Genomic DNA, 9,640 nt, shown 5'->3' with positions numbered 1-9,640 from the left:
GACCGACCATGCAGGTCACCAACTGGTCGTGGGTCAGCGCGCTCATGTCCTCGAACGTGCGCACGTAGCGGCCGTCCTTGAACACCGTGACCGCGTCGCAGATGCGGAACACTTCTTCCATGCGGTGTGACACATAGAGCACCACTTTGCCCTCGTCGCGCAGGCGCGTGATGATCGCCATCAAGCGCTCGATCTCCCGCGCCGAGAGGCTGCTGGTGGGCTCATCGAAGGCGATCACATGGGCGCCACGGGACAGTGCCTTGGCGATTTCCACCAACTGGCGCTGGCCCAGGGACAAGCGCCCCAGCTTCTGGTCCGGGTCGATCTCATCGGCCAAGCCCTTGAGGCACGCCAGGGCCTGCTTGCGCAGCAGGCCACGGTTGACCACGCCCCAGCGCGTGGGCAAATGGCCGAGGAACAGGTTCTCGGCCACGCTCATTTCCGGCACCAGGTGCAGCTCCTGGTGAATCACCGCCACGCCGCTGGCGATGCTGTCGGCCGCGCATTTGAAGGCCATGGTCTGCGCGCCGATCTGCAGCGCGCCGCTGCTGGGGATATAGGCCCCGCCGAGGATCTTCAGCAGGGTCGATTTACCCGCGCCGTTCTCGCCCATCAAGGCATGCACTTGCCCGGGCTGGGCGGTAAAACTGATGCCGTCCAGCGCCTTGACCCCGGGAAAGGTCTTGCCGATGCCGTCAAATCGCAAGGCCGCAGCGGTCATTTCCACAGCCCGATTTTGGTCAGTTCTTCCTGGAAGTTGGCGCGGGTGATCAGGGTCACTTCGTCCATGGCGGTGTATTTAGGCGGCTCTTTGTCGGTGGTCACCCACTCGAACATCATCTCGGCGGTTTTGTAGCCTTCGATATGCGGGCTAGGCAGCATGGAGCCGTAGAAGCCGCTGTCGGGTTTTTTCAGTTCGCCGATGGCATCGGTGCCATTGATGCCGATCCCGATCACATTGGCCGCCTTGAAACCGGCCGCTTCAGTGGCGCGCACGCCGCCGAGCACGGTGTTGTCGTTCATACCGCCGATGATCAGGTTTTTCACGCCGCTTGGGAGTTTGACCAGCGCCGAGTTGGCGGCGTCCATGCTGCCCGGTACATCCAGGGTTTTCAGCGGCGCGGTGAGGATATGGTCCGCGGGGATGCCGGCTTTTTTCAGCGAATCGATCGAACCGTCGGTGCGTTTCTTACCGGTATCGAGCTCGTTGAAAGTGGTAATCACCGCGTAGGTTTCTTTCCAGTCCCAACCGCGTTTTTTCGCTTCATCGGCCATGGCCGCGCCCTGCTTCTGGCCCACCTCAAACGCGGCCATGCCCAGGTACGGCACGTCTTCCATAAACTTGCCCTTGGCGTCGACGAAACGGTCGTCCACCGCCATAACTTTCATATCGTTGAGCTTGGCCTTGGCCACAATCGCCGGGCCGAGGGACACATCCGGCGGGCAGATCACAAAACCCTTGGCGCCATTGGCGGCCAGGCTGTCGATGGCCGACAGGGTCTTCTCGCCGTCGGGCACGGCGATCTTGATCAACTCAAACCCCTTGTCCTTGGCGGCCTTTTCGGCGAAGGCCCACTCGGTCTGGAACCAGGGTTCTTCGGCTTGTTTGACCAGGAAGCCGATTTTGACTGTATCAGCGGCCAGCACCAGCCCACTCAAGCTCATGACCGATACCGCCACAGCGGCGCAGCACAGGGAACGGATACCACGACGACGATTCATACGGGTGACTCCTTGTTATTGTTGTTAGCGCTTGGGGTTAACCGGCAAAGCGATGGCAAGGTTTGCCAGGTACATCGACATCGATAGCCAGCACGGCACCGTCCAAGGGGTGATCCAGAGGACTGGCCGCACTGGTGATAAACAGGGTGGTGAGTTCGGGCCCACCAAACACGCAACTAGTGGGGCGGCTGACCGGCAGCTCGATGACTCGATCCACCTCGCCCGTGGGCGTCAACCGCAGCAAGCAACCGCCGTCCCAGCGGGCGTTCCAGATATAACCGTCGGCGTCCATCGCCGAGCCGTCCGGCCCGCCACGCGGATGCGGACCAAACCACACCGTGGGCGATGCCAGACCGCCGTCGGCCTGGATACCGTGCTGATAAAGCGTGCCGTCGAGGCTGTCGCCGAAGTGCACCTGGCTGCCGTCGTCGCTCCACAGCAACGTATTGGGAATCCCCAACCCTTGCAGCAACGGCGTGACCGTGGCGTCGGCGTCCACGCGGAACAGGCCGCCGGAGCGCCGCGTGATCGGCAGGTCTTCACCCTGCTCGCCGATGTTGTTCTGCATGGTGCCCAACCACAGCCGCCCCTGGGCATCGCAACGCGCTTCATTGCCACGGTTGCCGGGGTGCGGATCGGCCTGGCACAGCAGGGTCAGGGCCTCGGTGGCCAGGTCCAGGCGGTAGATGCCACTGCTCAAGGTCACCAGCGCATCGCCGCGTTCGCAGGGGATGAACGCCGAGACATGCTCGGGCATCCGCCACATGCGCAGTTGCCCATCCATCAGACGCAGCGCCTGTTTGCCGGCGATATCCACCCAATACAACGCCTGGGTCGGACCGTCCCAGAACGGGCCCTCCCCCAACTGCGCACGGTGTGCGGTGACTGCGCTCAACGACATATAGCCTCCTGGACGCGGGTTGGGGGTTTACAGCGGATCGCGCGACGGCGTGCCGTCCACCAAGCGCTGGATACGCAGCGGGTTGGCATTTTTCAGCGCATCGGGCAGCAGGCTGTCAGGGTAGTTCTGGAAACACACCGGACGCAGGAAGCGGTCGATGGCCAGGGTGCCGACCGAAGTGCCACGGGCATCGGAGGTCGCCGGGTACGGACCGCCATGCACCATCGAGTCGCAGACCTCCACCCCAGTCGGGTAGCCGTTGAGCAGGATGCGCCCGACCTTCTGCTCCAGCAGTGGCGTGAGTTCGGCGAACTGCTGCAAGTCGCCCGGCTCGCCGATAAGCGTCGCCGTCAGTTGCCCATGCAGGCCGTGCAATGCGGCGCTGAGCTGGGCCTGATCGGCGACTTCGACAAACACCGTGGTGGGGCCGAAGATTTCTTCTTGCAGTGCCTCATCGCCGTTGATCAATAAACTGGCGTCAGCCTTGAACAGCTGCGGCTGGGCCTGATTGCCGGATTGGGCATTGCCCGCCAGGTGCTGGATACCAGGGTGCGCCAGGAGTTTTTCCAGGCCCTTGCCATAGCTGCTCAAGGTGCCGGCGTTGAGCATGGTTTGCGCCGGTTGCTCGCCGATCAACTGTGCCACTTGCTGGGTGAATGCGCTGAATTGGGGCGAGGCGATCCCGATCACCAGGCCTGGGTTGGTGCAGAACTGGCCGCAGCCTTGCACCACCGAGGCGGTCAGGTCGCGGGCCACGGTGTCCGCCCGTGCCTGCAGCGCCTGAGGCAGCACGATCACCGGGTTGATGCTCGACATCTCGGCAAACACCGGGATCGGTTGCGGGCGCGCCGCCGCCATGTCGCACAGGGCGCGACCGCCTTTGAGCGAGCCGGTAAAGCCCACCGCCTGGATCGCCGGGTGCTTGACCAGCGCTTCACCGACGCCGCCGCCGAAGATCATATTGAATACGCCGGCGGGCATCTCGGTTGCCTCGGCCGCGCGGATGATCGCATCGGCCACGCATTCGGCCGTCGCCATATGCCCGCTATGGGCCTTGAACACCACCGGGCACCCGGCCGCCAGCGCGGCTGCGGTGTCGCCGCCAGCGGTGGAGAACGCCAGTGGGAAGTTGCTCGCGCCGAACACCGCCACCGGGCCGAGGCCGATGCGGTATTGACGCAGGTCCGGACGCGGCAGTGGTTGGCGGTCCGGCAGCGCTTTGTCGATGCGCGCACCGTAGAAATCACCGCGCCGCAGCACGGTGGCGAACAGGCGCATCTGGCCGCTGGTGCGACCGCGTTCGCCTTTGATGCGGGCGGCCGGCAGCGCGGTTTCGCGGCACACCAACTCGACAAAATGATCACTCAGGGCATCCAGTTCGTCGGCAATCGCGTCGAGGAACTGCGCACGGCGCGCGGCGCTCAAGGCGCGGTACGCCGGGTACGCGGCGGCGGCGGCCTGGGCGGCGGCGTCGACCTCTTGCGGGGTGGCCTGGAAGAAAACCTGAGGCAAGGTTTCGCCGGTGGCCGCGTCGACGCTGTGCAGCTTGGTGCTGCCCTGGGCGCTGCGCTGGCCGCCGATGTAGTTGTGGCCGATAAACTGGGTCATGGTGCTCTCCTTAAAGGGTGACGACGTTGCCGGGTTCGAATACCGCATCGGCCTGGCCGACACTGTTGATCAGCGGCGCGCCGAACTCGGCCTGGCTGATCTCGAACACATCCCCCGGTTGGGTACGTATACCGTCGGCGAATGACAGCGTGGCGGTGCCGAAGAAATGAATATGCACATCGCCCGGCGTGAGGAACTGACTGTACTTGAAGTGGTGGTACTCAAGGTTTTCCAGGCTGTGGCACATGTTGGCCTCGCCGCTGAGGAATTCGTTTTCCCAGATCACCTGGCCGTCGCGCAGCAGGCGGCTGGTGCCGGCCAGGTGCTGGGGCAATTCGCCCACGCGCAGCTCGGGGCCATAGCTGCAACTGCGCAGTTTGGAGTGGGCCAGGTACAGGTAATTCTTGCGCTCCATGACATGGTCGGAGAACTCATTGCCCACCGCAAAACCCAGACGATACGGCTTGCGGTCGTGGCCGATGACGTACAGGCCGCCGATCTCCGGCTCTTCGCCGGCGTCTTCGGCAAAGGGTGGCACCGGGAACGCCTGGCCAGGGCGCACCACGATGCTGCCGTCGCCTTTATAGAACCATTCCGGTTGCACGCCCGCCTGACCGGCGGCGGGCTTGCCGCCCTCCACGCCCCATTTGAAGATGCGCATGGTGTCGGTCAACGTGGCTTCGTCGCCGGCCTGTTGGTGCATTTTGTCGCGAGCGGCGGCGCTGCCCAGGTGGGTCAGGCCGGTGCCGCTGATCAGCATATGGGCCGGGTCCGGATGGTCCAGCGGCGGCAGGATCTTCTGTTCGGCGAGCAACGCGGCGTAGTCATGGCTGTCGCCCAAGCCCAGGCTGTCGACCTGCTGCTGCAATGAAGCCCCGGCTTCGATGGCGGCCAGCGCCAGTTCGCGCACGCTGCCGGCGCCCTGCACTTCGCGTAACCGGGTGCCATCGACAACGCCGACCCGGCGCTCGCCGTTATTGAGTTCGAACTGCACTAAACGCATCAGCTTTCTCCTTGAATTAAGTACGGGTGGCACCACGGGCGCTGGCGGCGAACTGGTCGGCCGGTAGCACATGTTTGCGCTCCAGCACGCGGTAGACCACGCCGGTCAACACCAGGCCGAACAGCATCACGCCGGACAGGAAATACAGGCCCGAGGCCAGGTTGCCGGTGTACTCCTTGAGCGCGCCGATCACGAACGGACCGATATAACCGCCCAGGTTGCCCACCGAGTTGATCAGGGCAATGCCCGCCGCCGCACTGGCGCCGGCGAAGAAACGCCCCGGCAAGGTCCAGAACACTGCGGTGCAGGAAAACATCGCGAACGCCGCCAGGCACAACGCCGCCATTTGCAGCACCGGCGCGCCGAGCCAGGCGCTGAAAAACAGGCCGGTGGCACCCAGTACATACAGCACGGCGAGGTGGCCGTAGCGATCATTCAAACGGTCGGAACTGCGCGGGATGATCAGCAGGCCGATGATGCCGAAGATATACGGCACGGCCGAGATAAAGCCGGTAACCAGGTCCGTGCCGCCGAACTGTTTGATCAGGGTCGGCAGCCACAGGCCCAGGCCATAGATGCTCAGGGTCACCGGCAGGTAGAACAGCGCCAGCAACAGCACGCGCTTGTCCTTGAGGGCATGCAGCGGGTTGCCGTGACGGGTCTGGCCGTAGGCTTGCAGATCTTTGGCCAGCTCGCCGGTGAGCCAGGCTTTTTCGTCCTCGCTCATCCATTTGACCTGTTTGGGGCCGTCCGGCAGCCAGCGCAGCACCGGCCAGGTCAGCAGGATCGCCGGGGTGCCGATCACGATGAACAGCCACTGCCAGCCATGCAGACCGAGGATGCCGTCCATGCCCAGCAGGCCGCCGGATACGGGGCCGGTGATCATCATGGCGATGGGTTGGGAGAGGATGAACAGGCCGAGGATCTTGCCGCGATGGCGCACCGGGAACCATTGGGTGATGTAGTACAGCACGCCGGGAAAGAACCCGGCTTCCGCCGCGCCGAGCAGAAAACGCATCACATAGAAGCTGTGCGGCCCCTGCACAAAGGCCATGCCGATGGTGATGGTGCCCCAGGTGATCATGATCCGCGCGAACCAGCGCCGGGCGCCGAAGCGGTCGAGCATCAGGTTGCTGGGAATCTCGAACAGGAAGTAGCCGATAAAGAACAGGCCCGCGCCCAGGCCATAGGCGGCGTCACCGATGCCGACATCGGCGCCCATGTGCAGCTTGGCGAAACCCACGGCGGAACGGTCCACGTAGGCGATCAGGTACAGCAGGATCAGGAAGGGAATCAGTTTCAGCGTGATGCGCCGAATAAGCCGCAGTTCCTGGCTCATGGGGGTCGATCTCCGATTGTTGTTTTTATAGAAGCTCGGGCGACGCCTCTCGCGATAACTCGCCAGGGCCACACCTCAGTTGAGATCGACTATATAGTAGTACTATTTGCGAAACAACACTTCCAAATGGAAGATTTTGCGCTTATGTTTAGCCACAGAGAGAACATATAGTCATACAATAAGAGAAATCGATCATGTCTGATAAAAAGCCCGGCCTACGCTCTGCCCAGTGGTTCGGTACTGCCGATAAGAACGGCTTCATGTACCGCAGCTGGATGAAGAACCAGGGCATCGCCGACCACCAGTTCCATGGCAAGCCGATCATCGGTATCTGCAACACCTGGTCGGAGCTGACTCCGTGCAACGCGCACTTCCGTCAGATCGCCGAGCACGTCAAACGTGGGGTGATCGAGGCCGGTGGCTTCCCGGTGGAATTCCCGGTGTTTTCCAACGGCGAGTCGAACCTGCGCCCTACCGCCATGCTCACCCGCAACCTGGCGAGCATGGATGTAGAAGAAGCCATTCGCGGCAACCCCATCGACGGCGTGGTGCTGCTGACCGGCTGCGACAAGACCACCCCGGCCCTGCTGATGGGCGCCGCCAGTTGCGACGTACCGGCGATCGTGGTGACGGGCGGGCCGATGCTCAACGGTAAGCACAAGGGCCAGGACATTGGTTCGGGCACGGTGGTGTGGCAACTGAGTGAGCAGGTCAAGGCCGGCACCATCACCCTGAACGATTTCCTCGCGGCCGAGGGCGGTATGTCCCGTTCGGCGGGCACCTGCAACACCATGGGCACCGCCTCGACCATGGCCTGCATGGCGGAAGCCCTCGGCACGTCCCTGCCGCACAACGCCGCGATTCCCGCAGTGGATGCGCGCCGTTATGTACTGGCGCATATGTCGGGCATGCGTGCGGTGGAGATGGTGCGTGAAGACCTGCGCCTGTCGAAGATCCTCACCAAAGAAGCCTTTGAAAACGCGATTCGGGTCAACGCGGCCATCGGCGGCTCGACCAACGCGGTGATCCACCTTAAAGCCATTGCCGGGCGTATCGGCGTGGACCTTGAACTGGACGACTGGACCCGCATCGGTCGCGGTATGCCAACTATCGTGGACTTGCAGCCCTCCGGGCGTTTCCTGATGGAAGAGTTCTACTACGCCGGTGGCCTGCCTGCGGTGCTGCGTCGCCTGGGCGAAGCCAACCTGATCCCACACCCGAACGCGCTGACCGTCAACGGCAAGACCCTGGGCGAAAACACCCAGGATTCGCCGATATACGGCCAGGACGAAGTGATCCGCACCCTGGACAACCCGATCCGCGCCGACGGCGGCATCTGCGTGCTGCGCGGCAACCTGGCGCCGCTCGGTGCAGTCCTCAAGCCGTCGGCGGCCAGCCCGGAATTGATGCAGCATCGCGGCCGTGCGGTGGTATTCGAGAACTTCGACATGTACAAGGCGCGCATCAACGACCCGGAGCTGGAGGTGGACGCCAACTCGATCCTGGTCATGAAAAACTGCGGTCCCAAGGGTTACCCAGGCATGGCCGAAGTCGGCAATATGGGCCTGCCGGCCAAGCTGCTGGCCCAGGGCGTGACCGATATGGTGCGCATTTCCGATGCGCGCATGAGCGGCACGGCCTACGGCACCGTGGTGCTGCATGTGGCACCGGAAGCCGCCGCCGGCGGGCCCTTGGCCACGGTGCAGGAAGGTGACTGGATCGAGCTGGACTGCGCCAACGGCCGCTTGCACCTGGACATTTCCGACGCCGAGCTGGCGGCGCGCATGGCCGACCTCAAGCCGCCACAGGACCTGATCGTCGGCGGCTATCGCCAGCTGTACATCAACCATGTGCTGCAAGCGGACCAAGGCTGCGACTTTGACTTTCTGGTGGGTTGCCGTGGAGCGGAAGTCCCACGGCATTCCCACTAATTGGGATGCTATGATGCCGCGAATTTAAGCCAGAGCATCCCGCCCGTTATGGATCACCAGCCGTCCAAGCCGCGCAAGAGCATGCATGCCCAGATCGTCCAGGACTTGGGCATGCACATCGTTTCCGGTCGCTTCAAGCCAGAAGAACGCCTGCCCATGGAGGCCACGCTCTGCGAGGAGTACAAGGTCAGCCGTTCGGTGTTGCGCGAGGCGACCCGCGTGCTCAGCGCCAAGGGCCTGGTGTATTCCAAGCCACGGGTGGGTGCAGTGGTGCGGCCACGGCTCAAATGGCACCTGCTCGACCCGGACGTGCTGTCCTGGTTGATGCAGTCCACGCCCCATAGCGAGTTTTTCAACACCCTGGCCGGTGTGCGGCGCATCCTCGAACCGGAAATCGCCGCCATGGCCGCGACCACCGCCACCGACGATGACATCGCCATCATCGAAAAGGCCTACCACGGCATGGAGACCGCGCAGACCCACGAACAGCTGCTACAGGCCGACCTGGACTTCCACCGCGCCATCGCCGATGCCACCCGCAACGACCTGCTGGCATATATGTGCAACATGCTGTCGCTGCCGTTGCGCGAATCGATCAACATCACCAACCGCCGCCCCGACATCCAGGGCCTGAGCCTGCCTCGGCATAAAGCCATCCTCACCGCCATCCAGAACCGCGATGCCCTGGGCGCGCGGCATGCGTCGCTGGTGCAGTTGGATGACACGCGGGTAGCGTTGGATACGGTGATGAATGTACTCACCCCGCTCTAAAGCCAAGTGAAAGGACAGGTGGGAGGGGGCTTGCCCCCTCCCACAGTTAAATTCCTCTGAGCCACCACCCGGCAACTCGGTGCATTTGGCCCCGATAGCCATAGATATCTACACACGTTTCAAAGGCTGAAATAACTCTGTGGTGAGCGGGCTTGCCCCGCGCTGGGCCGCGAAGCGGCCCCAAACCCAGACACCTCGGTGTGTCAGCTAAACCACATCGCCTGGGATGGGGCTGCTTCGCAGCCCAGCGCGGGGCACGCCCGCTCATACATGGACGCCCCCAGTATGCCAAGCACTCAATTCGTGAAAACACAGACGGGATAAGGTTGCAGCCATACATCCGGACTTTAAGTGAGGCGGTGCCT

At 63.3% G+C, this 9,640-nt stretch carries 8 protein-coding genes; 2 read left to right on the top strand and 6 right to left on the bottom strand.

Annotated features, from left to right (window positions below):
• The 6 genes from FIV35_RS29110 to FIV35_RS29085 all read right to left on the bottom strand — a co-directional run.
• Positions 1-721 (bottom strand): ATP-binding cassette domain-containing protein (locus FIV35_RS29110; RefSeq protein ID WP_146375116.1); only part of this gene is annotated, 721 nt, incomplete at its 3' end.
• The gene (locus tag FIV35_RS29105) at positions 718-1,722 is read right to left on the bottom strand and encodes a substrate-binding domain-containing protein (RefSeq protein ID WP_083377884.1); all 1,005 of its coding nucleotides are present in this window, start codon (positions 1,720-1,722) and stop codon (positions 718-720) included. The genes FIV35_RS29105 and FIV35_RS29110, both read right to left, overlap by 4 nt.
• A 37-nt stretch (positions 1,723-1,759) precedes the next feature.
• On the bottom strand, positions 1,760-2,623 hold the full coding sequence (locus FIV35_RS29100) for an SMP-30/gluconolactonase/LRE family protein (RefSeq protein ID WP_034138986.1): 864 nt from the start codon (positions 2,621-2,623) through the stop codon (positions 1,760-1,762).
• A 27-nt stretch (positions 2,624-2,650) separates the two neighbouring features.
• Positions 2,651-4,231: an aldehyde dehydrogenase (NADP(+)) gene (locus FIV35_RS29095; protein WP_034138987.1), complete on the bottom strand. Its 1,581-nt coding sequence runs from the start codon at positions 4,229-4,231 to the stop codon at positions 2,651-2,653.
• Between the two features lie 10 nt (positions 4,232-4,241).
• A complete protein-coding gene (araD1, locus tag FIV35_RS29090; protein ID WP_034138988.1) occupies positions 4,242-5,234 on the bottom strand; it encodes an AraD1 family protein in 993 nt (330 codons plus the stop codon).
• 16 nt (positions 5,235-5,250) lie between these two features.
• Positions 5,251-6,573 (bottom strand): MFS transporter, encoded by a 1,323-nt coding sequence (locus FIV35_RS29085; protein WP_034096883.1) that lies wholly within the window; start codon positions 6,571-6,573, stop codon positions 5,251-5,253.
• A gap of 194 nt (positions 6,574-6,767) precedes the next feature.
• On the opposite strand from FIV35_RS29085, the gene FIV35_RS29080 reads away from it, so the two are divergent.
• Together FIV35_RS29080 and FIV35_RS29075 are read left to right on the top strand one after the other, a co-directional pair.
• The gene (locus FIV35_RS29080) at positions 6,768-8,504 is read left to right on the top strand and encodes an IlvD/Edd family dehydratase (protein WP_034138989.1); all 1,737 of its coding nucleotides are present in this window, start codon (positions 6,768-6,770) and stop codon (positions 8,502-8,504) included.
• 48 nt (positions 8,505-8,552) lie between these two features.
• Positions 8,553-9,275, top strand: a complete 723-nt coding sequence (locus tag FIV35_RS29075; protein ID WP_034096881.1) for a FadR/GntR family transcriptional regulator — start codon at positions 8,553-8,555, stop codon at positions 9,273-9,275.
• The last annotated feature ends 365 nt before the right edge of the window (positions 9,276-9,640 follow it).

The organism is Pseudomonas rhodesiae, from assembly GCF_007858255.1.
In the GTDB taxonomy this organism is placed as follows: Bacteria; Pseudomonadota; Gammaproteobacteria; order Pseudomonadales; family Pseudomonadaceae; genus Aquipseudomonas; species Aquipseudomonas rhodesiae.
Note: the sequence above shows the minus strand (reverse complement) of the source record. Positions and strands in the feature narration are given on the sequence as shown.